Genomic DNA, 25,059 nt, shown 5'->3' with positions numbered 1-25,059 from the left:
GTTCCCGCATGGGTGGGCCACAGGCCGGGGATTTTCCATGGCATGGTGGCCAAGGGAACGGATCAGTACCGGGGAGTTTCTCCGCTGGCTCCGGCCATGAAGCTCTTTCGGGATCTTTCGGATTATCTGGAATTTGAGGTGGTGGGCGCCATTGTGGCGGCTTCCTTTCCCGTGTGGATTGAAACCCCTTACCCCAACGAAACGGCGGAACAGTTTCTGGATAAAAACGAGATGGCCCAGCGGGGCGAGGAGTATCAGGAAGTGTCTCCTGCTGGCATCTACTACGGACGCTCCGGCGAGCGGCCCCACATCCTGTCCACCACAAGGCCGGGCAACACCTTCGAGCCTTTTGTGGAACGCCTGCTTCGAGGCATCGGTGCCTCCGTGGGGCTTCCCTATGAGGTGATCTCCAAGGATTTTTCGAAAACCAACTACGCTGGCGCACGGGCCGCCCTGCTGGAAGCCTGGAACCTTTTCAGCCTTTACCAGCAGTGGCTGGTGAGCGGCTACATGCAGCCCATTTATGAGATGCTCATGGAAGAAGCCTATCTGCGGGGCTGGATCAAAATCAAGAAACACTGGCCGGACTGGTACGCGGCAAGGAAGCTTTACACCCACTGCCGCTGGATACCGCCCCGCCGTGGCCATGTGGACCCGTCCAAGGAGATTTCTGCCATCATCGATGCCATGAACAGCAACATCATGACCCTTGGGGAAGCCATTGCCGAGGTGCGCGGCGGATCGGCGGACTGGGAAAGCATTCTGGAACAGAGGGGAAGGGAAAAGGCCAGGGAGAAGGAAAAGGATCTGGTGGTGGAGAGGGGGAAGAAGGCTGTTGTGGAAGATGGGGAGGAGGAATAAGGGGGGAAGCTTCTTCTTGTTTTTAGCGTTTCCGGCTGATAGGATTTCTGCTGTTATCTGACCTGCGGAGAATGGACGCCATGATTTCCCACGATCACAACTTTAAAAATATCTTTCTGGATTTCCCCAAAGAGTCCCTTTCCTGGCTGCTGCCCGAAGCCATGAAGCATCTGGGCCCTGTGCAGAGCTTTGAGTTCATCCGTCAGGAGCCGAAAAAGCGGAAGCTTAAGGATGGCTACCTTTCTCTGGACATGCCCATTCTTTTTCGTTTTAAAGAAGCTGCGGTGGTACTCTGGCTGGTGGAATTTCAGGAAAAAAAACAGAAATTCTCCATCCACCAGCTTCTCCGCTATACCACGGACATGATGGAAAGCCATCCCAATGCCCGTGTGGTTCCCACGGTGCTGTTCACCCGTCGGGAAAAATGGAAAAAGGACGTGGCAAGGGAGCTGGAAAGCCGTCTGGGAGACCGGGTTTTCCTGCATTTTGAATATCAGCTTGTCCGTCTTTTTGACTATCAGGCCAGAGATCATTATAATGTTTCAAATCCTGTGGTGAAAATTCTTCTGCCGAAGATGAACTACAGGCCCGAAGAGCGCAGCAGGGTTATCCGCGAGGCATGGGTGGGGCTTTACCAGCTGACTTCCCTTGCCATGTTTGATAAGTACGTGGATTTCATTGATACCTACGTCGATATCAGCGAAGATGAGAGGGAAGCGCTCTTGCGGGAAATCACAGAACAGGAGGATACGGTCATGCTGGCACAGCATATAAAGGAAAAAGGGATTCAGGAAGGTGTGATTATGGGGCGACAGGAAGGCGTGATTATGGGGCGGCAGGAAGGCGTGATTATGGGGCGGCAGGAGGGTATCCGCGCCATGGTTGTGAATGCCAGCAGACAGGGCCTGCCCGAAGACATGATTGCCCGGATTGCCGGTCTGGACGTGACCTCTGTGAAAAAAATCCTGAACAATGAGAAGGTGAAAATTCCGCTGGATAAGCTGGGGTTGTAAGAAAATAAGAAAAGTAAGAAAAGGGGTCTGACCCCTTTTACCTCTATATCGTCGTTTTCCACTGAACTTCCTTCGGTGATTATTAGGTCAGATGCTTAACGACTCAAACACCGGCGCAGCCTTGCTGCGTCCGAGTGCTTTGATTTGTTATGCCTTAGTCATCTAGTTCACCAGAATCAACCAACCCATCAACTATCACATCTAGATTTTCAGCATTAGAAAGTAGCTCAGCAATGTGCTTATCTTCTGGGCTACTAAAGGCAGCCATTAGCTCTTTATTCTGTAACAGAGCTTGCATCGCTTTTTTCTTGGCTTCCTTTTTAGGGTCTCTTGCGATCTTTTGAAAACACAAACCCATTGATAAAGCAGTGGCAAGAAAATCATTATCGACATGAGCAGGCGACTCCTCATACTCAGCGAATGCTTTCGACAGGCGCTCTTTAAGATTTTTTAATCCAGATCCTGTATCTTGATACTCGATGTATCTGAGTCCAGAAATATCAAAAGGATTATTATTACTGCCCTTCTCTTTTATAAGAATTGTTTTGTTTCTCACGGCATGTCTTAGCCCAAGCTCATAGAAAACATTCGGATTCGGGTAAGTTAAATCGACCACAACATAATCGGACAAAATTAGCTTTTTAAAAATGTCAGATGAAATCGAGCCGGATTTTGATATGTCATCAGCTCTTACAACCTTGATATCATCAGAAATACTTTCAATCGACTCCTTAATTAGTCCATCATATCTCGCTCTGAGATCTGCAGAACTTATATAGCTATCACCATAACTTTGATCACCAATAGCCATCACAACAAAACACGTCTTCATTAATAATCCTTGCTAAATTCTAGGTGGCATAATCGTGGTGCTGACCGTAGTCAGCACCACGATTCACGGCGGCGCAGCCGCCGTGAACAAAATATTATACAGTTCTGTATAACATGCAGACTGAGGAGTTATACTGTCCACAAACCCCACTGCACCCTCAAAAAAAGATCCTTTTCCATACCCCACCCACCCCAGCCTGACAAGTCCCGTTTACATTTCCCGTAATTTTCCCCTGCATTCTTAACAGGCATCTTGACATTCTATTTCGGTCTGGGTATCGTTTTCATGCTGCGGTAAAAAACCGTAGCCGGGTTTAGCATCCCGAAAGTCAAGGCGTGTAGCGCCACCATAAAAAGATGCAGGCGCATTTTTTGTGTCCTCGCACACCCTTATGGCGGAGCTATATGTGGGCTTCTTCGGAAGCACCGGTTGCCTTGGCCCGGTAATGCTAACCCATATAGCTCCGCCACCCCTGTTTTAGCATTCAGAGATGGCGGATTCCTTCATTTTTTTAGCCAAGGAGCCTGTCATGGAAAACAACCTGCCCACCACCAATTTTATTTTTCAAAACTGTACAATCAGAACCCTTTCTGAAAACGGAGAGATCTGGTTTGTCGCTAAAGATGTATGTGAAGCACTAGGGATCTCATGGACGGGGAAACAAACGCTTGCCTCTATACCCGATGAATGGAAAGGACTCAGGAATTTCCTGACCCCTTCTTCCGAAGACAACCGGGGCGGCGGTGAGCAGGGATAAAAGGGGTCAGACCCCTTTTTTAAGCTCCATGATAGGTGATTGAGCAAGCCATTATTGATATTTATCTTGTGGTTGTCCGAAAAACATATTCTCTATGATGTTCCATGTACTTTATATGATTCTCTTCCATCTTTATGCATAACCCTTTATCTATACCAAATTGTTTTTTCGTATTATTAGGTAGGAGATTTGATATTAATATCTTTCCTTTATCAGAAAATGAGACATACCCTCTATCAAAAAGACGATCAATGTTTGGAGTAAGCAATAAGCCATTGTAAACATCCAATCTCTCAATATTTGAGCTTTTAGACCATGGTTTAATATGAGAAGCAATTAATAGGTCTGTATCTTTACAGTGGGTTACAGCGCAGTGCTTCCAGTATTTAATGAGCTTTTTTCTAAATTCTCCTTGCCCAATTCTGGATAATACTAAAGCCTCTCTATCAGTTCCAGAAATTTTATCATTGTCTAATAGATCTGAGATATCATTTTCAATGGATGTTCCGAATCTTACTGTTTCAATATTATTTGGATTATAATCCCAAAGAGGAATTACTGGGTTACCCCAAGCTTTGGGTGCTTTAATATCGGTAATAAAAGTTAGTGCTAGAGTGGATTCGCGGTGTTTGGAGATTGACTTTCCAATATGAACATTAGATGAATAATTTCTACCCGATCCTTTGCCTCCTGACCCAAACTCTATAACAATTGTATTATATATATCTGGCAATTGTTTTTTAAACACATGAACAAAGTCCTGCGTGGTAAATTGCATCCCTACAAATTCATTGAGCAATCTTTCCATTATTTCATATTTTATCAATTCCATATATTAACTTTCATTTTTATTCAAATAAAAAAGATTATACATTTCTGTATAACATGTAGGCCGAAGAGTGATACTACCTCTTTGCTCCTCTGAAAAACGATCCTTTTCCATACCCCACCCCCCCCAGCCTGACAAGTCCCGTTTACATTTCCCGTAACTTTCCTTTCCAACCGAAACAGCATCTTGACATTCCATTCCGGTCTGGGTATCGTTTTCATGCTGCGGCAAAAAACCGTAGCCGGGTTTAGCATCCCGACAGCACGGAGCTTAGCGCCCCACCAGACAGAATGCAGGCGCATTTTTTGCGCTCTCGCATACCCTTATGGCGGAGCTATACGTGGGCTTCTTCGGAAGCGCCGGTTCTCTGTGCCCGGTAATGCTAACCCGTATAGTTCCGCCTTCCCTGTTTAGCATTCAGGTCGGCGGAAACCTTTAATAATTCAAAGCACAGAGGCCGCCATGACAAACAATCTTTCCACCATCGACTTTACCTTTCAGAATCAAACAGTAAGAACTTTATCCGAAAACGGGCAAATCTGGTTTGTTGCTAAAGATGTTTACGATGCTCTCGAAATCACATGGAAAGGCTCTGATTCTTTGCAGAGTATTCCAGAAAGCTGGAGGGGGGTCCGGAGTTTCCGGACCCCCCTCAAAAACCAGCACGGTGAGTACGGGGAGCAGGACCAAGAATTTGTCATCATCAACGAACCCGCCCTGTACAAGCTGGCCTTCCGCTCCAACAAACCAGCCGCCGAAGAGTTCACCAACTGGGTGGCCTCGGAAGTGCTCCCCTCCATCCGCAAGACGGGCCGCTATGGATCTGCCGCTCCCGTGGCCATCACCCATGACCATGAAGACCAGATCCTTCTGGCAAGGCACCTTGTCCGGGAAGTGAATGGTATGCTGGCAAGCTTAAGCACCCTGAGCCAGCTTCATCAGAATATGGTGGTGTCCGTGAACAATATCCTCCGGACGGTAAGCGTACTCAGTCCGGAAGTCCACCATGAGGCCTTTGTTCAGTCCCTCAGGCAGCAGAAATAATAAAGCAGGACAGAATACGCTTCGGTATGCGTGACAAAGAACAGCGGCACGCCATAGCAGAAAACAACGGGGATTATACAGGCGCAAGTGCCTGAAGATTAAACCCCATAATATGTGGTCAGCATGTAGTCAAACCAGAACCCATGTCATTCATGCAGTAAAAACAGTGAAATAAAAACGTCTTATAGTGACATGCACTTCCGCCATATAACATTCAAGGTCTCCTTAGGGAGGCCTTTTTTGTTGCTTTAGGTCCAGTATTGGCGGGGGTTTTGGGCTGTTTCGTGGGCTGTTTGGGGTGATAACAGAAAAGCAGGAAAACCCTTAAAAAAGCCTTGTGGAAAATGATTTTTAGTGCCTGGATAGTGACGAAAGCGCATATGGAAGGTTCCGTAACTAATTCTTCAAAGGTCTGTCATTATGGGTGTTTTGAATAACACGAAAATAGATGCGGTCGTGGCCGTAGAAAAGAGAATCGCCCTGCGGGATGGCAATGGCCTTTTTTTAGCTGTGGAGCCCTCCGGAAAAAAAACAGGGATTTCTATTTTCAAAAACAAGCTAAAGTGGCTGCTGAGCCTTCAATGCTTTAATAGCACCTGCAATTCCGATCACCACCAGCCGATCCCCACCCAGAAAATGCTCCTCGGGTTGAATGGTGGTTATCCTCTGTCCTCTCCGTAAAATACCCAGCAGGGTCACACCGTATTTCTGTCTGAAACGAATCTCTCCGGGAGATTTTCCGGAAAGAAGCGAATTCTCAGCAACAAAAACTTCTGCAATTTCAAAATGATCAATGCCTTCGGAGCCTTTCTGCTTTTCAAGCTGATTGAGTACCCTGCCCGCATCCTTAAGGCCTGAAGGTGGTCCGACAATGAGTAATCGGTCTCCGGGGAAAATCCTGAAATCCGGGCCTGGATCATAGTGCACGCTGCCTCCACGACTGACAGCCAGAATAGAAACCCCGGTTAAGGCCCTTAAGGGGATATTCTTGATCCTCTGCCCTGCTGCCGTGGCATCGGACTGAATCCTGACTTCAAGAAAAGACACTGGCCAGTCAATATTTTCCGGTAAAAAGTCCATGGCATAGGTCAGGGCATCTGCAGCCTGTTCCGTTGCGTCCATATACGGGCGGAAAACCAGATGAGCCCCGGCCTTTTCAAAATCCACTGCTTCTTCCGCATCGGTGGCCGTCAGGGCCAGCTTGCCACCATATCCTGCACCTGCCAGATTCTGTGCCAATGTCAGGTTCATTTCCCTTGACCGGACCGTACTGATCACCCACCGGGTTTTATGCAGAGGCAGATGTTCATGGATATCCGGGTCCCCCATATCGCCATAAAGTACAGAAACCCCACGCTCCCGCCATCTGTCCAGGGCTGCGGGATCAAAGTCCACCCCCAGAACCGTTTTTTCCCGCCTCAAAAGATAATCAGCAAGGCCACTTCCGTAATTACCAAGGCCCACAAGAATCACATCCAGATGTTCCACGCGGTTTTCCGTATCAGCAGAAGCCTCTCTGTGGGGTATTGATCTTTCAAATATCTTAAGGGATTCAGAAAGAAAATTATAAAGCTGGCTGGAATAGAGAATCATGTAGGTGGATAAAAATATGGTTATAACCCCCACAAGGGTTATCAATCCTACGGTTTCATTGGTAATATGGCCAATGCTCAGGCCAAGGGCCGCCACAATCAGAGAAAACTCGCTGATCTGTGCGACGGTGAGACCAGCCAGAAGGCCAGTACGTCGCCGATAACCCATAAAACCCATGATCATCAAAACAATCAAGGGATTACCTATAAGAACAAAGATGGAAAAAACAATGGCAGGCCCAATCTGTGATCCTACTGTGGACCAGTCCAGGCGCGCGCCCAGATCAATGAAAAAGAACAGAAGCAAAAAGTCCCTCAAACTGGTAAGTCTGGCTCCGATGGAATCCCTGTATTCCGTGGGCGCCAGCGAAATACCGGCCAGAAATGCCCCCACCTCTTTACTGAATCCGAGAATTTCGCTGGCTGCTCCCAGAAAAACCGCCCATGCAATGGCAAAAAGGGTCAGCATCTCAAGGGAATAGGCAAGGCGTTTCACAAGACCCGGAAGAATGAACTTCATGACAAGGGCCACACAGCCCAGCAGACCAAACCCCTTAATAAAAATCACAAGGGTGGAAATCCATAGATTATCCCCATCGCTGCCTGCCGAAGAACCAAAGGTTGTAAGAACAACAAGAGCCAGTATGGCAGCTATATCCTGAATAATCAGAAAACCAATGGCTATCTGACCGTGAAGGGAATCAATTTCCTTTTTATCAGAAAGAAGCTTTACAATGATGATGGTACTGGAAAAGGTCAGGGCCACGGCCACATAGGCTGCATGGAGCCAGTTCATCCCCATGACCATGGCAATGAGAAAACCCACAATGGATGTAAAGATAATCTGCCCCAGACCCGTTGCCAGTGCCACAGGCCCGGTTGTGCGTATCAGGTGCAGATCCAGCTTAAGGCCAACAATAAAAAGAAGAAGGGCAATGCCTATTTCCGCAAGAAGATCAATCTGTTCATAGCTGTGTATGATACCCAGCATGGATGGACCTGCAATGATACCGGTCGCCAGAAACATGATAATCAAGGGCTGACGCAGCTTCTGACCAATGATGCCAATGACTGTGGCAAGGCTCAGTATAGCTGCAATTTCTACAAAGGCACTTCCCTGAAACATGGCTTATATTTTCCTTTATCCATGGGCCATCATTTTAAAATCCATTATTTTCTAAAAAAAGCTCAGACTACCTGATACCTGCAGTTCACCCCTGATCCCTGAGGTAGTTTTTGACATCTGCAATCTGAATCATACCAAAATGGAAAACAGAAGCCGCCAGCAAAATGGTGGCACCTGCTTCCACGGCCTCGCGGAAATGCTCCAGCTTCCCGGCACCTCCTGAAGCCACAATCTCTGCAGAAACAGCCGCTTTCATGGCACGGATTACCGGCAAATCATAACCTGTTTTAGCTCCGTCGCCTGCCTTACTGGTGGGAAGAATCACAGGCACACCATAAGCATCCACCCGCTTTGCCCATTCCACGGCATCCGTACCCGTGGCGGTACGCCCCCCATTGATATACACCTCATAGCCCGAAGGCATTGAAGGATTCTTATCCACGTCAATGGCAACTGTAAGTCTTTGAGCACCGATAGCCCGAATCAGATCCGGAATAAGGGCCGGGTTCTTAAAGGCTGCACTGCTTACAGAAATTCTGTCTGCTCCGGCCTTCAGTACGGCCTCTGCGGATGCAGCATCCGTTATACCCCCTCCCACGGTAAAGGGAACTGTGGTAACGGCGGCAACCCGGCTGACCACATCCAGCATGGTTTCCCTGCCCTCCACCGTGGCTGTGATATCCAGAAGCGCCAGCTCATCGGCACCATTTTCGCAGTAAGCTCTGGCACAGGCAACGGGATCGCCAGCATCTTTGATATCCACAAAATGAACCCCCTTCACCACACGGCCATTCTGCATGTCCAGACAGGGCATGATACGAATTTTCTTCGTCATTCTGATTTTTCTCCCATATTATTCAATATAATTAATTTTTTATAACTTATGCTATCACTACATTCATGAATCAAGGGCCTTCCTGACACTGACAGCCATTTCTTTCATGGAAAAGGGCTTCTGGATAAAATGAACACTCTCATCCAGCACACCATTTTCTGCAATATAGTTGGCTGTATAGCCGGACATGAACATGCACTTCATACCAGGGTATCGGGAACGAAGTTCCGCAGCCAGATCCCAGCCATTCATTTCCGGCATCACCACATCCGTCAACAGAAGGTCAATCCCTGAATGATGCTCCGCAGCAAGGCGCAGGGCCTCAACTGGCAAACCTGCCTCCAGTACCTTATATCCCTGACGCTCAAGCATGATCCGCGCCATTTTCAGCAAGGCGGGCTCATCCTCCACCAGAAGAATGGTTTCACCAACGCTGCCCTCTTCCCTGATCTTCATGCTTGCCGAAAGATCTTTCTCTTCATCAGAGTGGCGGGGGAGGTAAATACGAAAAGAGGTTCCATCGCCGGGTTCACTGTAAACATGGATAAAGCCCTTATTTTGTTTTACTATGCCATACACCATGGCAAGCCCCAGCCCGCAGCCTTTTGCCACATCTTTAGTTGTAAAAAAAGGTTCAAACAGATGTAAAAGCATATCCTGTTCCATGCCACAGCCATCATCACTGACCGCCAGCATGACATAGTCACCGGGAATAAAATCCGCATGCCTTGTACGAATATCCTCATCAAAAACCACACGACCCGTTTCAATGATTACCCTGCCTGCACTAGAGATGGCATCCCTTGCATTGGTACACAGATGCACCAGTATCTGATCAAGCTGGGATGGATCAACCTTTACCTTTACCGGTTTTTCAGCAGGACACCATGAAAGCTTGATATTTTCTCCCATAAGCCGTTGAAGCATATGAAACATATCCGACACAAAAGCATTCATGTCCAAAACCTTAGGGGATGCAGGCTGCCTCCGGGCAAAGGCCAGAAGCTGTTTTGTGATATCCGCCGAACGCCCTGCAGCCTTATGAATACTTTGCAGATGCGAATACAGAGAATCCGATGACCCAAGCTGATCCATGGCCAGCTCAGCATGACCTATAATCAGCCCCAGCATATTGTTATAATCATGGGCAACACCTCCTGCCATCCGTCCGATGGATTCCATTCTTTTGGACTGATGCAGTTGCTCCTGCAGAATTTCCCGCTCTTTCTGAGCCTTTACCTGTGCAGATATATCCCGGATAACACCAAAAAATCCCCAAAGTTCACCATCAGGGGTACGAAGGGATGCCACCCGTGTTTCCGAAGGAAAAATTTCTCCATTTTTTCTTACATGATTCAATACTTTTACAAAATGGAGCTTTTCTCCATTTTCTTCCATTACTTTACCCACATGCAGAAAATCTTCCTCATTCTCATAAAGGAATCTCGATTTTCTACCCTTTATATCTTCAGTGGAATACCCAAAAAGCCTTATAAATGCCTCATTTGCATCAATTATATTGCGTTGAGCATCCACCACAACGATGGCATCCTGTATGCACTCAAAAAGACCATGATATCTGGCCTCGCTTTCCTGCAGCTTTGTCAGCACGCTTTCCTGTTCAAAGAGAGCCTTGGAAAAACGTATACCTGAAAAACTCAAAGAGGCAATCATTTCTGCAAGCCGGACACAAAATCCCATGGCCCCATGGATAACTTCCTTTTTCCAGCGGGGAACCCTGTCAATGGCTTCCAAATATTGCTTTTCATCAAAACCGTACTTACGGGCCTGCTCCCGGAAAAAATCAAGGTCCACCAGATCATCTTCATAAAAGAACTGACCCAGATAAAGATTGCCAAGATGCCTTCCTTCAACTTCTATGGGTGTCACCATATCCCAAAGATGGTTTTTGCACCTGTAGGCTTTAAAACTGCCCGAAGAGACATTTCCCGCCAGAAAGAGGTCGCTTTCCTTACAGTTTTTCAGGGTTTCAGGATGCGCCCTGTGAAATTTCCGGCAGACATCCTGCCATCCGAAGGAAAGAAGGATCTTGCCTGATATATCGAGAATTGCGCCTCCGATACCCGTCACCCGATGGAATTCCTCCATCATGGTCTGCAAGGTCTTCTGATCAACCAGAATATCACTGAGGGTAAGGGTATCCATATCTTTTTTCTGCATGGTATTTTCCATGTTACATGACCTTAAATCAAGGCCGGATTCATTTTTAAATGGTCAGTAAATTACCAGTATCAGTTACCACAGGGTCATACCACTGGCAACAGTCAGACTTTAAAAAAAGGCTTTTCTTGCCAAAGAAAGAGTCAGAGGCTATAAAACCTCATCATTTAACAGGTTCTGGCAAGCGATGAAGTTTACTATAGCCCGGACAGACCTGATCCACCCGAATCCATGACACGGCCCTATACCGGGTATTTATGAGGATCTACTTGCATTACTCCCTTGTTGACATTAAAGCCATCGGCTATGAACTGCCTTCCCATGTGCTTACTTCCGAAGATATTGAAGAACGCCTTGCCCCCCTCTACAAAAAACTCCATATCCGGCCGGGTCAGCTAGAAGCACTGACGGGCGTAAAGGAGCGCAGGCAGTGGGGAAAGGGTATGCCCCTTTCAGAAGGCGCTATTGCCGCAGGCAGAAAAGCTCTGGATCTTGCTGCAATGGGACCTGAAGACATGGATATGCTCATTTACGGAGCCGTATGCAGGGAAAATCTGGAACCTGCCACGGCCTGCACCGTTGCCCACGGCCTCGGCCTGCCGGATCATGCCCATATATTTGACCTTTCCAATGCCTGCCTCGGCATGATGAATGGTCTTATCCTCATCGCGGATGCCATTGAGTCGGGCCGTATCCGAAGTGGCATGGTGGTGGCATGTGAGTCCTCAAGGCAGATCATGGATATCACCATGGATACCATGCTGGCCGATCCCACCATGGCAAGCTTCACAAAAGGTCTTGCCACCCTCACTGGCGGCTCCGGTGCCGCAGCCATTGTACTTGGCAGAAAAGATGAGGGTAACCGGGGTCATTCCCTGCTGGGCGGCATTTTAAAAAACAGAAGTGCCTGCCATGATCTCTGCGTCTGGGGACCGGACACGGGCATACCTGCATCCGCTCCTATGAAAATGCGGACAGATGCCGCAGCCGTGCTTCGCCACGGAGTGGAACTGGGCAGGGAAACCTTCCATGCTTTCCTTAAAGAAATGGACATGACAGGCAAAGATCTGGATCGCATCATCTGTCATCAGGTGGGAGCCGCCCACAGAGAAACCGTACTTTCTGCCATTGGCATTCCCATGGAAAAGGATTATGCCACCTTTCCTTTTCTGGGCAATATGGGCACCGTCTCCCTGCCCATCACCGCCGCCGCAGCCTCTGAACAGGGCTTTCTTCAGCCCGGCCACAAGGTGGGCTTTTTCGGCATAGGTTCCGGACTCAACTGTCTTCTGCTGGGTCTGGACTGGTAAATAAAATCTTACTCCTTTAGTTAGCCTGCCAGCTTACTTCAGGACAAAATGCTCCAATGATACCCTTAGAATGCTTACAACAAAAAATTTCAGCCATCCATCACACAAAGGAATTCTTATGCAAGACCTTCCTGCAGATATACGTGCCCTTTACCCCTTCACTTCCAATTATACAGAGATCAACAACCATTCCATGCATTATCTGGATGAGGGCAAAGGTCCCCTTGTCCTCTGCCTCCACGGCAACCCAACCTGGAGCTTTTACTTCAGAAATGTCGTAAAAACCCTGTCACCTGAATTCCGTGTTCTGGTTCCGGATCACATGGGCATGGGCCTTTCCACAAAACCCAGTCCTGATCAATACCCCCACACCCTCATGCAGAGGGTTTATGACATGGAAGCCTTCCTTGATGCCGTGGCACCGGGACAAGCCTTTCATCTCATCGTCCATGACTGGGGCGGGATGATCGGCACCCTTCTGGCCCTGCGCCAGCCGGAACGGATTTCAAGTTTTATCATTACCAACACCGCAGGCTTTTTAAAACCATCCCATAAAAAACTTCCCCTGCGCATACGCCTTGCAAGGGACATTCTACCCCTTGCCGCTGCTGCCATTTCAGGACTCAACCTCTTCTCCAGGGGCGCTCTTTTATTCTGTGCAAAAAAAAGGCTTTCCCCGGCCATTCGCAAAGGGTATCTTTTCCCCTATGGCAGCCCTGCAGAAAGGAAAGCCCAGCTTGCGTTTGTCCGGGATATTCCCCTTGAACCGAAGGATCCTGCCTTTGATGCAGTCAGCTGGGCGGAAAAAAATCTTCAAAGGCTTGGAGATATCCCGAAATGCATTCTATGGGGAGAAAAAGATTTTGTTTTTGATACAGACTACAGGGATCTTTGGAAAAAACATTTTCCTGCTACTCCCTGTCACAGTTTCCCCGAAGCAGGCCATTACCTTTTTGAAGACGAAACAAAAGCCTGCATGGAAATCATTCAGCGTTTCCTAAAGACCGGATAAACCATGCCTCCATGGCAGGCAGTAAATACAGTAGCTGTTCAACAAGGACTACCAGCCTTGCATTCTTACAGATAAAGGTCATGAATGGTTACTAAACACAAAAGAGGTATCTTCCTTGGAAAAAAATGATGCAGGGAAAAAACCAGCCCCTAAAAAAAAAGGTAAAAAAAATGAGCCTGAACCTCCACCTCCGCCACCGCCACCAAAAAAATCCAGAAAAAAAATCTTTCTGATGGTATTTATGGGCGGTGTCTTTGCCATTGGCGGAGCCTTTGCCCTTCTGTACCTGCTTAGCGGCGAAAAGGAGGAAAAACCAGCGGAGTACCCTGCCCTTGCACTTCCCTATATCCCCATGGAAGAAGAGCTTCTGAACTTCACCTGGCAGCACATCCCCCAAAGCTATGAGGCCCTGATAGGGCTGAATGCAGAAATATCTCTGATCACGGAAGAAATTGAACGCATTGAATCCATTGCCACACGTTTTCCTGAACAAAGACGCATCACCCAGGTGGAAATCCGGGAATGGGAAAGCCTTAAAAGGGAAATTGAAACCGGTCTTTCAAGGTCTGCGACGGCCCTTCAGGCCCTCCATGTAACCTTTCTAGTCAATCCGGAAAAAGGAAAAAGCTCCATAGCTGCAGAAGCCGGGGCCATAACATCCAACCTTCAGAGCATGCATCAAACGTCAAGGGAAAAAACCCTGCGCCTGAACCCCGATCCCCTTCGGCCAGACCCTTCATTCTTTAAAAAAATCACCAAATGGCTGCCCTGGTAAAATACCCGAGGGCTTTTTTAAACCAATCTTTTCCCAAGGTGCCACCATGGAAAATGCCAATATAGCCTGTCTTCTCACAAAAAATGCAGCTAGAACCCCTAACAAACGGGCCGTTGTAATGCCTGCGGGCAAAGATGCCATGGGACGCCTGAAAACCACCCAGCTTTCCTTTGCCCAGCTTGATGCCTCCAGCACAAAGGTTGCGGCGGGTTTTTCTGCCATGGGTATGACTCCGGGTACTCGGACTGTACTCATGGTGCCGCCGGGGATGGATTTTTTCATCCTGACCTTTGCCCTGTTCAAGGCGGGGCTCATTCCCGTTGTGGTGGACCCCGGCATGGGACTCAAGCGCATGGCGGACTGCCTGGCATCCACCCGTGCCGAAGCCCTGGTGGGCATACCCAAAGCCCATGTATTCAGAAAACTCTTTCCAAAGGCCTTTTCCCATGTGAGGCATACGGTAAGTACCCGGCCTGTGCCCCTTTTACGCACAAAAACCTTAAAAGAACTGCTGAAAAGCGATGTCACAGGTTTTGAAACCGTTTCCTGCGAATCTGAGACTACGGCGGCCATCCTCTTTACCACGGGCAGTACAGGCCCGGCCAAGGGAGTCATCTACACCCACGCCAATTTCCATGCCCAGATTCAGGCCATACGGGACCACTTTGAAATCAAAGAAGATGACAGGGATCTTCCCACCTTTCCCCTTTTTGCCCTCTTTGATCCGGCTTTGGGCATGACAGCCTTTATTCCGGAAATGGACCCCACAAAACCGGGCAAGGCAGACCCGCGCCCCATCCTTGAAGCCATTGACCAGCATGCCATCACCACCATGTTCTGCTCACCAGCCCTTCTGGACCGTCTCGGCCGTTACGGCAGCCGGGAAGGCATCCGCCTGCCGGGCCTCAGGCGGGTGGTCTCAGCAGGCGCTCCGGTAAGGCCGGATATTCTCCAGTCCTTTGTGCCGGTCATAGGCAATCCAGCCTTCATCCATACACCCTACGGGGCTACGGAAGCCGTACCCCTCATGAGCCTGACCGCTGGTGAAATCCTCTCGGAAACCCGCTCATTTACGGATCAGGGCATGGGAATCTGCGTGGGACGCCCCATAAAAGGCGTGGATATATCCATCATCCGTATCACGGATACAGCCATCAAAAGCATGGAAGAAGCCGATGAACTGCCCGAAGGAGAAATAGGAGAAATCATAGCAAAGGGCCCCATGGTAACATCCGCCTATTATGAAAACCCAGAAGCGGACAAAATGTCAAAAATAAAAGATAAAAAAGGTTTCTGGCATCGCATGGGTGATCTTGCATGGAAGGATAATTCCGGAAGGTTCTGGTTCTGTGGCAGAAAATCCCACAGGGTATGCACGGAAGAAGGCGAACTCTACACCCTGCCCTGTGAAGCCATTTTCAATACCCACAGGAAAGTCCGGCGAAGCGCCCTGGTGGGTATCGGCCCGGACAAAGAACAAACTCCTGTTATTATAATTGAAACTTCTGAAAAAATGAGCAAAGAAGAAAAAAATGAGCTTCGCAGCGAACTGCTGCAGCTTGCGGGAGCCTTTGACCACACATCGGGCATCCGCCATCTTCTCTTTCATAGGGAATTTCCCGTAGATATCCGCCATAACGCCAAAATCCACAGGGAATCTCTGGCTGCATGGGCGGGGGAAAAACTGCATTAAACAATCTGATCACTACCCTGACTCATCCATTTTTTGATGCCTTGGTTGCCATTATACCACATGGATGGACCTGAATTCCGGATACAGACAGACAACATACAAAATTAAAAACACCGGATTCAGGCCTCCTGTACAGGAATACATCACCAACCTGAAAGATTTTTTTCTGTGCCTGTTTTTAAGCGACTCAAACTGTCGCACAGATATTGTATGATGTCTCTGTGCTGAAAAGCATGCTGAACAGATACAAAATCTCAAAGCAATGCAAAATCAGTGGACAGCAGAACACATGTAATACTTATTCAAATATAAAACGGGGGGATATGGGATGCATCATATGAAAACCGATAAAAATATAACAAAAAATTTTGAAATGCCCGTCTTCGGTGAAAACCCGGGATTCAACTGGGATGCTCCGGATATTTTCAGCAGAAACAGTCTTTCCATAAGCTATGAAGAGAATATAAAGTATCGCCTGTTCAGGATTACGGAAGTAGGAAAAGAAAAGGCAGGGGCATATCGTCTCGCCATGGCCAATGTGCTTTCCATACTTAACGGCAGTGATGTTTCCGTTGTGTATATCCTTTCCGGTCACAGGGAAGGCGTAGAAATATACATGGGTGTAGCAGATGTAAACACAACAAATATTGCTGAACCGGGAGATCTGTTAAAAGGTGCGCTGGAAGGCAACTTTCCCGGTGTAAAACTTACGCCTGTTCCCCAGGATGATTTAAGGCTTCAAGAATGCATCAAAAACACAAAACACCTCGGCTGTGTCATGGGTGTACCCTCCTTCAATGAAGCCACTCAGGATGCAGAGCAGGAGGATTTTCAGGGTGTTGAACGCCTTGTTAACAGCCTGAACGGAGAAACATGGCAGCTTGTTCTTGTGGCTAAACCAGCTAAAGATCAGGAAATAAGAACTATTCTTCAATATCTTTACGAACTTTCCACAGAACTTTCCGTACATGCCAAACAGTCTGTCCAGGAATCCGAAAACCATGGCGACCAGAGAAACTACACAGCAGGCCAGCAGACAGGCAGCTCTGTGAGTAAAGGTGAAACCGATGGCATTACAAAAACAGAGGGCAGCAGCACAAATGAATCCAGAAGCGAATCAAAGGGAACAAGCCATGCGGAGGGAACTTCTTCCAATGAAGGCGGAAGTTCCAGCAGCAAAGGAAAAAGCACTACAAAATCAACAACAGATAATATCAATGATACAAAGGGAACCGGAACCAGCAATTCTGATGCTATCAGTAAAAACACAAGCAAAACAGAGAGCTGGAATAAAGGTGAAAATTTTTCCGCAAGCTATGGCACAACAGACAGTCGTGGCATTGCCCTTACACGGGAGAGAATCAATAAGCCCATAGAAGAAATGCAAAAGCATATCAGCGAAACCGTAATTGAGCGTTTCCAGCTGGGCAGAAGCAAGGGAATGTTCAGCACGGCTGTTTATCTCACGGCAGAAAACAAACTCACTTACCAGCGTCTTTCCCAGGGTTTTCTTTCTTTGTTTCAGGGCAATAAGGCGGCAGTTACCCCTTTGCGTATTCACAAAATACAAGGGGAAGCTGTCAGCCTCAGAAAACTCTTACAAATCAGGTCTTATACAGGAGGTGAATGGCTTGTAAAAAACCTGCCTTCCTTTCTTGCCCACGGCATTCCATTCAACAACAGCTTTGAATATGCCAGTGGGGCATGCTGGCTCAATACCAGTGAACTCTGCCTGCTTACCGGCCTTCCCAATCGGGAACTTCCGGGTATCAAGCTGCGTAAAAGCGTGGATTTTGCCGTCAACACCAGTGAAGATATATCAGATAATAATGGAAAAAAACTGGAGCTCGGTCACATGGTTCAATATGGCAGAGAGCTTAAAAATACGGTTAAACTGCCTGTCCGGGATCTTAACAAGCATGTTTTCATTACCGGCGTGACGGGCTCGGGAAAAACCACAAGCTGCATGAAGCTCCTGCTGGAATCAGGCCTGCCCTTCCTGGTGCTGGAACCTGCAAAAACGGAATACAGAGCCTTCTTTGCACAGGGATATGAAGATGTGGAATATTATATTCCCGGCCGCGAAGATATTACACCCTTCCGGCTGAACCCCTTTGAACTGGTGAGCAGCCGCCAGAACCTGTCCGGTCATATTTCCACCCTTACGGCAACCCTCACCGCTGTTTATCCCATGGAAGCAGCCATGCCCCAGCTTGTGGAAGAAGCCATCATACTGGCATACAGAAAACTGGGCTGGGACATTCAGGGTAACAGAAATTATCTGGAACGGGACCCATGGTCAAAATCAGCCGCTGGCAGGGTTTGGCCCACATTTACAGACATGCTGGGAGAGCTGGACGGTCTGATTCAGTCCAAGGGAATGGGTCGGGAGTTTGAGGAAAAATACAGAGGCTCCCTTGTGGCCCGGCTCAGCAATCTCACCGAGGGTATCAAGGGAAGGATGCTCAACACCCGCAGATCCATGAATTTTGATGCCCTTCTGGATCGCAGGGTGGTAATAGAACTGGAAGAACTGAAAAGTGAACAGGACAAGGCCTTGTTCATGGGCCTGATTATCAGTCGCCTTGGCGAGTGCATGAAGCAAAGACATAGGGAACAGCCTGATTTTCAGCACCTTACACTGGTGGAAGAGGCCCATCGTCTCCTTGCCCGACCTGAACCGGGTGAATCCGATGCCAAAAAAATGGGAGTTGAAATGTTTGCCAATCTCCTTTCTGAAGTACGAAAGTACGGAGAAGGCCTCATCATAGCGGATCAGATACCGAATAAACTGATTTCAGATGTCATTAAAAACACCCATACCAAAATTGTGCATCGCCTTTTTGCCGCAGATGACAGAAACAGCATGGGCGATGCCATGGGCCTTACAGATGATCAGAAGGATTTTCTTCCCCATCTGCAGACAGGCGAAACCATCATGTACTGCGGTGGCTGGCACGCCCCTGTCCGGGTGCAGATCATACCCGGTCCCTCAACGGATGAAGCGGACCTGCCTGAAGAAAGACTCAAAGAAAAGGGCTGGCAGCTTTTCTGGGAGCAGGGCAACCTGATGCTTCCCCAGGTTATGGATTCCAAAGCCATTGAAAATTCAGAAAATCTTTCTGTTTTCATGCCGGAAGGAGTGGCCCTTCTGAATCTTTTTTTGCAGATGCTGAAGGAAAAGGCCAGAGATCTCATAACAATACTGGAGCAACGATATAATGAAGATTTCCATAATCTGAAGGATAAGCTGAACTTCAGCGAAGAAAAGCTGGCAGAACTCCTTATCTGTCTTCTCTGGGATTCTGCCTGCATTCCCATGTCCTTTGCAATGGATGACCTTTTTCGGAAAAAAAGCCCTGAGCTTTTGATTGAAGGGCTGAAAGGACGCAAAGCCATTTCAGAAAAAAGTGCATTAAAAGAAATAGAAGACAGCTACAGGGACCATATCCCCTTTATATGAAACAAAAGTTGATATCATACCAAGTTGAAAGGAGAATAAAAAATGGGATTTTTTGCAGCAGCATTCAGCGCCGTATGCAGTGTTGCAAGCAGCATCGGCAGCGCCATCAGCTCCGCCTGCAGCCGGGTATGGCCATCCATAAGGTCTGCCATTGGCCTTGGTCTGGAGGTTTTTAACAAGGTGGTCAGCATAGCAGAAAACCTTATGCATGTTCTTGGTATTCTGAAACCCGAAGAAAAACTTGATGAGATGGGTGACAGGGCACTTCAGGCCGTAGAAAAAGGAATTGTGCCTGAAAAGTTTGAAAAATACGAAGAATATGTAAATGCCATCCGCAATTTTGAGCTGGACCCTGAAAAAAGCAAAAGCGTTGAACGGGAAGTGAAGGTGACCGTTGGTTTTGCCGTAGCAGGAAAAAGCATGGAAGAAAAATTCAATATGGCAAAGGGCGCATCAGAAGACCTGCTGAAGCTCATTGTATATTCACCGGAATTTTTTAATGAACACCGTTTGGAAAGGGTTGTGAAAACCGGTCACAACATCGGCCTGATAGTAGATTACTTTGATAACAGGCTATCCCCATCCCAGGCTGGTGAGCTGAAGGCTACCCTTTTCAACCTTGAAAAAGGCAGCAATCCCGGAGTACAGGAAAATGAATTTTATAAAGAAATACACGGGATCAAAGACAGCCATCCTTCCTTAAATGGCTGAGGCCTCCGTTTTCATCTGATACTGAGAAACAAAGTCTTTTTGCAGATCATGGAATTAACGGATATTTTAACCCCAACAGGAAAATATCATGACTCAGGACACCTTTGTTATTTTTTTGAACCACCAGAAACTCTCATGCTTCAGGTATAATCAGCAGAGCTGGCGGGTTTTCACCCTTAAAGGAGAAGAAAGCCTGCCCTGTAAAAATATAAATGATCTTGAAGGGGCCTTGAAAAAATTCAATGAAGACTACAATGCTTCCACACAGCTTGAAAATGTAAGCCTGCATATACTTCTGAAGGATGCGGAACCCGATGCTCCACAGACCATCTGCCGCATGGTGCAGCAGTTCCAATGCAAAAACTGGCAGCTTCTTCAGCTTTCCCTTTTTCTTGATGGTCTCAACCTGAAACCCTCCGATGAAGATCTTAATGATCACAACTGGCTCAATGACAATATTTTTTATCTTTTCAGCAACATATTGCCCTATGAAGACAAAAAAGCCAGAGCAGTGCATCAGAGCCAGGAAACTTCCCGTGAAAAACTTGAAAAAGAAATAAGACTTTTGCAGAAGGAAAAAAACAGGCTGGAGCAGGTGGTTTCTTCCTTAAACCGCATGGATATGGAGCAGCTTGTCACCTTTCTCCCTGCCATTTACCAGAATTTCTGGGGAAGCATACGGCCCGATGAACTGGCAGCCATGGCCCAGACCCTGCAGATTCCCACCATAGCATCACCTGTACAGGAGCCTTCCCCAGACACCCTTTTAATGCTGAAAAAAAGACTGTTTAACCTGCCCCCCAGAGAAAAGGAACGCTTGAAAAGTTTCTGTAAAGAACTACCCCACAAACTGCGCCTGAGACCGGAAATGCAATCCTTTCTGGAGGAAGAAAATGGATAGGGAAAAAAGACTTGCTGAAATTCTTGGAGACGACCAGCGTACCCATCCACGGGAAATGCTCAGCTACAGAGATTTACGGCTTCTCCTTCAATATGACCCCTGGATAAGGGAAGAGCTGAAAAGTCTGCTCTCAGTCCAAAACCTGACCGTAAAAACCACAGAAGAAGAAAAGCCAGAAGAAATTTCTGCTGAAAGCTTGAAAAGCCAATGCCCCCATGAAACAGTATACGATGAAACTGAGCCTGATCATTTTCATGAAGACCTTAAGGATACTGCCGATGCGCCGAAGCAGGAACCGGAACCCGACCCCCTTGTGCTAGAACTGGCCCCTGCCCTGATGCTGCTGCAAAGGATTCAAGAAGATGAAGGCCTTGCAAAATCATGGCTTAGACCGGATGAAAGCCGGGGCCAGAGCCTGATGCGGGTTATGGCCATTGCCTCCCAATGGGACAGGATTCTGCTTCTCTGGGATGATTTATGCGAGCGATGCAAAAAAAAGAAAAGACCCTGTACAGAAGGAGAGTCCCAGATTCTCGAAGGCTCCGTTGCCCTGCACAACCTGGGATGGAAAGACCGCAAAGCCGGGCTGGTTTATGTAAAAAACGGAGAAAAATATGATCATAAATCGCACATGGAAATAGCGTCATCAGGAAATAAAATTACAGCCTTGTTGCTGCCGGGACTTCAGAATGCATCCGGTGAGGTTCAGAAAAGACCACTGGTAAGCAAGGAGGCTTGATATGGGCTTCTGGAGTTCTGTTGGTTCTTTCGCTAGCAGTGTTGGTTCTGCCATTGAGTCTGCTACTGCATATGCGGAACAATACCAAGCAGATCAAGAAAAAAAAGAGCACATCCTTAGATTGATAAATATTATTAACAATTTGAAATCAAACAAGATTAAAAAGCAAGACCGCATTTTACAGGGAGCTGCCCATATGAATGATTCGGAAATAAAAAATCCCCATCCCCAAACGGCTGAAACAGAAATGGAAGAAACTGTTGAAAAACTATTGAAAAATTTTGTCCAGAAAGATCTGAATTTGGAAAATCCAGAAAAACTTTCGCCCTTTCTTCAGGATATTCTAAAAAATCATTTCAGAACGGCTTTAAATGAATCACAGAAAAAATTATCTTCTAAAGCCTTCTGGTGGATAGGTAAAGATGGAAGAAGAGAGATCCTTCTCGACACAAAAACCCTTTTCTTATGGGAAGGTAATATCAGAAGCGAAAAAACCTTCACAGTTCCTGAAGCAAAAGCGGATGCAAACCAAAAACAGATTTTGGGCCTTAACCCATGGCACCTTCCCGAAAGAGAAGAATTCTGGGGCTTTGTTTCCAATGAAAAAAACCCCATGCGTACGGGCACAAACAACGAGCTGACCGGTGGCTATTGCTATTTTTTAACCATTCAGGGAAGGGTGGATCTTGCTCATGTTAACCCAGAGCCTGTAGCAGACCAAAAATCAAAATATCTCGCAGTCAATCGGGATTTTAAAAAAAAGTCCCTGTCATCCCTTCTGTTTTATGCACTAGAAAATGGCTGGCAGGTCTGGCCGACAGAACTGGGCATTGAAGCAAGCAACGGGGATATTTTCAAAGATTTATACACCTTCTCTTTGAATACTGGCTCCCTGAAACGACTGGATTCCCAGAGCTGCCCCCTGCCGGAGCTGAAAGATGAGGACATTTGCGATGTGCACAAAGGGCTTTGGGAATTATGGGGAACAGATCCTGAAATCCTTAAAAAACTGGGTATCCGTGCAAAGAACCCCGCGGACGAGGTTAAAAAAGGCTATATTTCCATAGATTTCGGCACCAGCAGTACCGTAGTGGCCTATGAGGACAATACGCAGCACAAGCTTCTGCGCATCGGAGTCAGCGACCATTATGAAGCACCTAAGCCGGAACATTATGAAAACCCCACCATACTGGAAATAATTGATTTCAAAGCCTTCATAACACCCTGGCGGCAGCAGGCCTACAGGCCCGATGTAAAATGGAAGGATGTACGCTGTTCCCACGAAGCCCTTGCAACCCTGCGGGACAATGAAAGTGATCCCCGTGTAACAGCCAGTATTTTAAATAAACTGAAACAATGGGCACTCCGTGAAGATGAAAATACAAGAATCTTTCTTACGGATCGCAATAACGGTCATGAGCACAGACTGGAATCGCTGACCCTCAGGAATCCCGTAAAGGGGAAGGCTCTGGAAGTAGGGCCCGGAGATCCCTTTGACCCGCTGGAGCTGTATGCATGGTTTCTGGGGCTTTACATTAACTGGCGAAAATGGGGCATTCATTTAAAATATTTCATGACTTTTCCCGTAAGCTACCCCGCCCCTGTCAAAGAAAAAATTCAGTCTTCATTCCGCAGGGGGCTTCAGCGCAGCCTTCCCCAGAGTCTGATTTCCCATGACTGTTTTAACAGTTTCAGCGTTGATGAGCTTTATTCGGAACCCGCTGCCTTTGCAGCTTCTGCCTTTCCCTACTGGAAACTTGAAGCCACCAAAGAAGGCCTGGCCTACGGCGTGTTTGACTTTGGTGGGGGCACCACGGATTTTGATTTCGGGATTTACCGGGAACCCACGGAAAAGGAAGAGGATCAGGAAATAGAAGAGGTGTTTGAACATTTTGGTGCCGCCGGAGACAATTTTCTTGGTGGTGAAAATTTACTGGAAAACATGGCCTATATGGTTTTCCGCAACAATCTGGACCTCTGCCGCAAATATAAATTTGCCTTTACAAAACCTCTGGATGCCCATGATTTTCCCGGCTCAGAAATGCTTCTGGAAAAAACCCAGGCCGCCCATACCAACACCCAGATGATGATGGCAAGGCTCAGGCCTTTCTGGGAAACAGAAACAAGGAACAGTACGGGCGTAGAAAAAATAAAAATGGTAAACCGTGAGGGTGCAGAAACAGAATGTGACCTTGCCATACCCTATGAAGAGATGGAAGGCTATCTGAAACAGCGCCTCGCTCAGGGAATGAAAGAATTTTTCACGGCCATGCACAAGGCTTTTACGGATCAGGGCAAAACCCCAAAGCGCATTCACCTCTTTCTTGCGGGAAATGCCAGTCAGTCTTCAAGGCTGAAGGCCCTGCTCGATGGCAATGAAAACAGCCCCTGGATGCTGGGAGAAAAAAAGGCATCTGGCAAGGATGATCCCAAAAAAGATAGGGAAAACGCCGAAATTCTGGAGCAGGAAGTACAGGAATTTTTGAATAAAGTACCAACATCATTCGACAATGAGCTTATACTGTCAAAAATATATGATTTTTTTATATCGATAAGTGAAGTAAAAGTGGCCGACAATTTAGCATTATTAAAAACAGATGAAGACATCTTCGAATTTAATATAATGGGATTATTAAATACAAGTGCAGACATCCCCGATTTTAAAAAAGACATTATCAAACTGATGAAAGATGAGGCCATCGCCCCCAGAATCAGAAATGAACTTTACCCCCTTGTGGGCATGAATGCTCCCCAGACTGAAAGTGTTGCATCTGAAGCAACAGAAGAAAAAGCCCCCGTTTCTGAAATCATGGATTATCTGACTACTCTTTATGATGGCAATGCACCGGAAATTCTCATTTACCCGCCCATTCCAAAAAACATCAGCAATCCTGATCAGGCCACAGCTAAAACCGGTGTTGCCCTTGGGCTTTTGAGGCTTTCTCCGGGTAACAATATAAAGGTTATCAATTGCTCCACAGAAGAAAGCAAGGGCAATCCCCCCTTTGGATTTTATGTGGGACGCATCAGAAAAAAAATATTTTTCCCATCCATCCAAAACCATGCCCGTTACGGAGAATGGGAAGAAATGGGCACTGTTATGGATCGGGTATTCCGTATGGTTTACACCCGCTCCCCCAGCGCAGCAACCGGTGCAATGCCTTCATCAGACGCAGCACTGATTCAGGAAAGGCTTGAATTTGCAGGTGAATGCAATGGGCACAAGGTCTTTGCCCGGCCAGTTGATCCCCATAAACTTGAAATCTGCACAGCCCGCAATATGGAAGAACTCGAAGCAGGAAAGGCAGAAAACCTTCAAGAACTGCCCTTAAAAAAAGGGTAGCTTTTTAAGTTTTCATGTGTGCCGGGAGCTGCCCGGCACATT

The 25,059-nt window shown here is 47.2% G+C and carries 18 protein-coding genes; 13 read left to right on the top strand and 5 right to left on the bottom strand.

What is annotated here, in order from left to right; translation table 11 throughout:
- Together FIM25_RS10100 and FIM25_RS10095 are read left to right on the top strand one after the other, a co-directional pair.
- The coding region (locus tag FIM25_RS10100; RefSeq protein WP_139448845.1) for a phage portal protein at positions 1-861 on the top strand (861 nt) is incomplete at its 5' end.
- A gap of 80 nt (positions 862-941) precedes the next feature.
- A complete protein-coding gene (locus FIM25_RS10095) occupies positions 942-1,874 on the top strand; it encodes an RpnC/YadD family protein (protein WP_139448843.1) in 933 nt (310 codons plus the stop codon).
- Between the two features lie 154 nt (positions 1,875-2,028).
- Here the strand turns inward: FIM25_RS10095 and FIM25_RS10090 are convergent, their stop codons facing one another.
- Positions 2,029-2,706, bottom strand: coding sequence for a hypothetical protein (locus FIM25_RS10090; RefSeq protein ID WP_179953296.1), 678 nt, complete (start codon positions 2,704-2,706; stop codon positions 2,029-2,031).
- Between the two features lie 529 nt (positions 2,707-3,235).
- On the opposite strand from FIM25_RS10090, the gene FIM25_RS10085 reads away from it, so the two are divergent.
- Positions 3,236-3,463 carry a BRO-N domain-containing protein gene (locus FIM25_RS10085; RefSeq protein ID WP_218961374.1) on the top strand — a complete coding sequence of 76 codons (228 nt, stop codon included), beginning with the start codon at positions 3,236-3,238 and terminating at the stop codon, positions 3,461-3,463.
- A gap of 61 nt (positions 3,464-3,524) precedes the next feature.
- Here FIM25_RS10085 and FIM25_RS10080 read toward each other — a convergent pair whose 3' ends face one another.
- Positions 3,525-4,295, bottom strand: coding sequence for an HNH endonuclease (locus FIM25_RS10080; RefSeq protein ID WP_139448837.1), 771 nt, complete (start codon positions 4,293-4,295; stop codon positions 3,525-3,527).
- A gap of 459 nt (positions 4,296-4,754) precedes the next feature.
- On the opposite strand from FIM25_RS10080, the gene FIM25_RS10075 reads away from it, so the two are divergent.
- Complete coding sequence (locus FIM25_RS10075; protein ID WP_139448835.1) at positions 4,755-5,336, top strand: BRO-N domain-containing protein; 582 nt, start codon at positions 4,755-4,757, stop codon at positions 5,334-5,336.
- A 558-nt stretch (positions 5,337-5,894) separates the two neighbouring features.
- On the opposite strand, the gene FIM25_RS10070 is transcribed toward FIM25_RS10075, so the two are convergent.
- The 3 genes from FIM25_RS10070 to FIM25_RS10060 form a co-directional block, all read right to left on the bottom strand.
- Positions 5,895-8,054 (bottom strand): monovalent cation:proton antiporter family protein, encoded by a 2,160-nt coding sequence (locus FIM25_RS10070; RefSeq protein ID WP_139448833.1) that lies wholly within the window; start codon positions 8,052-8,054, stop codon positions 5,895-5,897.
- Between the two features lie 85 nt (positions 8,055-8,139).
- Positions 8,140-8,889: an imidazole glycerol phosphate synthase subunit HisF gene (hisF, locus tag FIM25_RS10065; protein ID WP_139448831.1), complete on the bottom strand. Its 750-nt coding sequence runs from the start codon at positions 8,887-8,889 to the stop codon at positions 8,140-8,142.
- A gap of 63 nt (positions 8,890-8,952) precedes the next feature.
- Positions 8,953-11,070, bottom strand: coding sequence for a PocR ligand-binding domain-containing protein (locus FIM25_RS10060; RefSeq protein WP_179953295.1), 2,118 nt, complete (start codon positions 11,068-11,070; stop codon positions 8,953-8,955).
- Between the two features lie 257 nt (positions 11,071-11,327).
- Here FIM25_RS10060 and FIM25_RS10055 point away from each other — a divergent pair, with 257 nt between their 5' ends.
- From FIM25_RS10055 to FIM25_RS10015, 9 genes are all read left to right on the top strand, one after another.
- Positions 11,328-12,380: a 3-oxoacyl-ACP synthase III gene (locus FIM25_RS10055; RefSeq protein ID WP_246052138.1), complete on the top strand. Its 1,053-nt coding sequence runs from the start codon at positions 11,328-11,330 to the stop codon at positions 12,378-12,380.
- Positions 12,381-12,498: 118 nt separating this feature from the next.
- On the top strand, positions 12,499-13,392 hold the full coding sequence (locus tag FIM25_RS10050; protein ID WP_139448827.1) for an alpha/beta fold hydrolase: 894 nt from the start codon (positions 12,499-12,501) through the stop codon (positions 13,390-13,392).
- Between the two features lie 115 nt (positions 13,393-13,507).
- Positions 13,508-14,167, top strand: a complete 660-nt coding sequence (locus FIM25_RS10045) for a hypothetical protein (protein ID WP_139448825.1) — start codon at positions 13,508-13,510, stop codon at positions 14,165-14,167.
- A gap of 46 nt (positions 14,168-14,213) precedes the next feature.
- Positions 14,214-15,860, top strand: a complete 1,647-nt coding sequence (locus tag FIM25_RS10040; RefSeq protein ID WP_139448823.1) for a fatty acid CoA ligase family protein — start codon at positions 14,214-14,216, stop codon at positions 15,858-15,860.
- 337 nt (positions 15,861-16,197) lie between these two features.
- A complete protein-coding gene (locus tag FIM25_RS10035; RefSeq protein ID WP_179953294.1) occupies positions 16,198-19,323 on the top strand; it encodes an ATP-binding protein in 3,126 nt (1,041 codons plus the stop codon).
- A 42-nt stretch (positions 19,324-19,365) separates the two neighbouring features.
- Positions 19,366-20,034 (top strand): hypothetical protein, encoded by a 669-nt coding sequence (locus FIM25_RS10030; RefSeq protein ID WP_139448819.1) that lies wholly within the window; start codon positions 19,366-19,368, stop codon positions 20,032-20,034.
- An 88-nt stretch (positions 20,035-20,122) separates the two neighbouring features.
- On the top strand, positions 20,123-20,935 hold the full coding sequence (locus FIM25_RS10025; protein WP_139448817.1) for a hypothetical protein: 813 nt from the start codon (positions 20,123-20,125) through the stop codon (positions 20,933-20,935).
- On the top strand, positions 20,928-21,674 hold the full coding sequence (locus tag FIM25_RS10020) for a hypothetical protein (protein WP_139448814.1): 747 nt from the start codon (positions 20,928-20,930) through the stop codon (positions 21,672-21,674). The genes FIM25_RS10025 and FIM25_RS10020 overlap by 8 nt, the downstream gene beginning before the upstream one ends.
- A 196-nt stretch (positions 21,675-21,870) precedes the next feature.
- On the top strand, positions 21,871-25,017 hold the full coding sequence (locus FIM25_RS10015; protein ID WP_139448812.1) for a hypothetical protein: 3,147 nt from the start codon (positions 21,871-21,873) through the stop codon (positions 25,015-25,017).
- The last annotated feature ends 42 nt before the right edge of the window (positions 25,018-25,059 follow it).

Source organism: Desulfobotulus mexicanus, assembly GCF_006175995.1.
GTDB lineage: Bacteria > Desulfobacterota > Desulfobacteria > Desulfobacterales > ASO4-4 > Desulfobotulus > Desulfobotulus mexicanus.
The sequence above is the reverse complement of the archived record's forward strand: the minus strand, read 5'-3'. Positions and strand labels throughout refer to the sequence as shown.

Bases quoted from the DNA above. Each gene is read 5' to 3' on its own strand.
- FIM25_RS10055 (WP_246052138.1), top strand. From the start codon at position 11,328: ATGAGGATCTACTTGCATTACTCCCTTGTTGACATTAAAGCCATCGGC.
- FIM25_RS10015 (WP_139448812.1), top strand. From the start codon at position 21,871: ATGAATGATTCGGAAATAAAAAATCCCCATCCCCAAACGGCTGAAACA.
- FIM25_RS10085 (WP_218961374.1), top strand. From the start codon at position 3,236: ATGGAAAACAACCTGCCCACCACCAATTTTATTTTTCAAAACTGTACA.
- FIM25_RS10050 (WP_139448827.1), top strand. From the start codon at position 12,499: ATGCAAGACCTTCCTGCAGATATACGTGCCCTTTACCCCTTCACTTCC.
- FIM25_RS10020 (WP_139448814.1), top strand. From the start codon at position 20,928: ATGGATAGGGAAAAAAGACTTGCTGAAATTCTTGGAGACGACCAGCGT.
- hisF (WP_139448831.1), bottom strand. From the start codon at position 8,889: ATGACGAAGAAAATTCGTATCATGCCCTGTCTGGACATGCAGAATGGC.
- FIM25_RS10030 (WP_139448819.1), top strand. From the start codon at position 19,366: ATGGGATTTTTTGCAGCAGCATTCAGCGCCGTATGCAGTGTTGCAAGC.
- FIM25_RS10070 (WP_139448833.1), bottom strand. From the start codon at position 8,054: ATGTTTCAGGGAAGTGCCTTTGTAGAAATTGCAGCTATACTGAGCCTT.
- FIM25_RS10080 (WP_139448837.1), bottom strand. From the start codon at position 4,295: ATGGAATTGATAAAATATGAAATAATGGAAAGATTGCTCAATGAATTT.
- FIM25_RS10060 (WP_179953295.1), bottom strand. From the start codon at position 11,070: ATGCAGAAAAAAGATATGGATACCCTTACCCTCAGTGATATTCTGGTT.
- FIM25_RS10090 (WP_179953296.1), bottom strand. From the start codon at position 2,706: ATGAAGACGTGTTTTGTTGTGATGGCTATTGGTGATCAAAGTTATGGT.
- FIM25_RS10025 (WP_139448817.1), top strand. From the start codon at position 20,123: ATGACTCAGGACACCTTTGTTATTTTTTTGAACCACCAGAAACTCTCA.
- FIM25_RS10040 (WP_139448823.1), top strand. From the start codon at position 14,214: ATGGAAAATGCCAATATAGCCTGTCTTCTCACAAAAAATGCAGCTAGA.
- FIM25_RS10035 (WP_179953294.1), top strand. From the start codon at position 16,198: ATGAAAACCGATAAAAATATAACAAAAAATTTTGAAATGCCCGTCTTC.
- FIM25_RS10095 (WP_139448843.1), top strand. From the start codon at position 942: ATGATTTCCCACGATCACAACTTTAAAAATATCTTTCTGGATTTCCCC.
- FIM25_RS10075 (WP_139448835.1), top strand. From the start codon at position 4,755: ATGACAAACAATCTTTCCACCATCGACTTTACCTTTCAGAATCAAACA.